We start from the raw sequence: 1512 nt of genomic DNA, 5'->3' as shown, positions 1-1512 counted from the left end.
TTCGGCATCGACGCCCGCCTCGTCCTCAACGCCACCGGCCCCTGGGTCGACCACCTGCGCCGCCTGGAGGACGCGGGCGCCGCCCCGTCGATCCGCCTCTCCAAGGGCGCCCACGTCGTCGTCAAGCGCCGCACCCCGTGGCGCGCCGCGCTGACCATCCCGATCGACAAGTACCGGGTCTCCTTCGCCATACCGTGGGAGGACCACGTCCTGCTCGGCACCACCGACGAGGAGTACACCGGCGACCCGCTGGACGTCCGCGCCACCGAACCCGACATCGACCAGATCCTCGGCGAGGCCGCCCACGCGATCCGCGACGAACACCTCAGGCGCGAGGACATCACCTACTCCTTCGCGGGCCTGCGGGTGCTGCCCGGCGGACCCGGCGACACCGCCGCCGCCAAGCGCGAGACCGTGGTCACCGAGGGCCGCGGCGGGATGCTCTCCGTCGCCGGCGGCAAGTGGACCACCTACCGGCACATCGGCCGCGTCGTGCTCGACAAGCTCAAGCACGCCCCCGGCGTCGGCCTGGCCGAGGACGTCTCCGCCTTCCCCGCCACCGTCCCGCTGCCCGGCATCGGCGCCCCGAACGCCGTCGCCCACCGCCTGATGATCGACCACGAGCCCGGCTCCCGGATGGACCCGCTGGTCGCCCGCCACCTCGCCTCCCACTACGGCACCCTGTCCTTCGACATCGCCCGCCTGATCGCCGAGGACCCCGCCCTCGGCGAGCCGCTGCACGCGGACGGCCCCGACGTCTGGGCCCAGGTCGCCTACGCCGCCGACAACGAGTGGGCCTACACCGTCGACGACGTGCTGCGTCGCCGCACCACCATGACCGTCCGCGGCCTCGACACCCCCGAGGTCCGCGCGCAGGTCGAGGCCTTCCTGGCCAAGCGCGGCGCGAAGTAACCCACGACCGCTGACGGCCCGTCACCCCACCGGGGGAGGTGACGGGCCGTCAGTCATCTCTTGCCGTCAGTCCCGCTCGGGCAGCACCGGGCGCTGCGCCGGTGCGCCGGTGCGGGAGGATCTCGACGGGGTGCCGTGGACCTCGGCGAAGGGTGGGGCGGGATCCGCACCAGCTCCGCGGGGCGGACCGGTGGGGGCCGTGACGCCCACTGCGCCCATCCGGCCCGAGAACCCCGTCACCACGCACCGCATGGTCGTCTGGGGAGCGCTGAGGCCATGGGCAGAGTCGGTTCCTGTTGCGAGAGCGCCGAGTCGGTGAACGGGTCTGCGCTCATCGGGGCTGCGGTCATGCTGGCCGGGCGCGCGGTTGATGTTCTGTCACCGGCGGTGGTGAGCCTCGCGGGTGGTGGTGGCCGTTCTGTTGGTCGGTGTGGTGGGTGGTCTGCCGTGCTGTCGGTTCTGGGTTCAGAGGGTGGTTGTTGTCGTGTCGATCAATCCGTCTCCCGAGATCGCGGGGTTCTTCTCGTTCGTGACGGGGATGCCGTGGCCGGAGGCGGATGAGGATCTGATGCGGTCGGTGGCGGACGACTACTACGCGGT

At 72.2% G+C, this 1512-nt stretch carries 1 protein-coding gene; it reads left to right on the top strand.

The annotated features are described in order from the left end of the window. Positions 1 to 912: FAD-dependent oxidoreductase (locus ACWD4U_RS34750; protein WP_363462296.1), on the top strand; the 912-nt coding region annotated here is incomplete at its 5' end. Positions 913 to 1512 lie beyond the last annotated feature (600 nt).

It is taken from the genome of Kitasatospora sp. NPDC002522, from assembly GCF_053595195.1.
The sequence above is the reverse complement of the archived record's forward strand: the minus strand, read 5'-3'. Positions and strand labels throughout refer to the sequence as shown.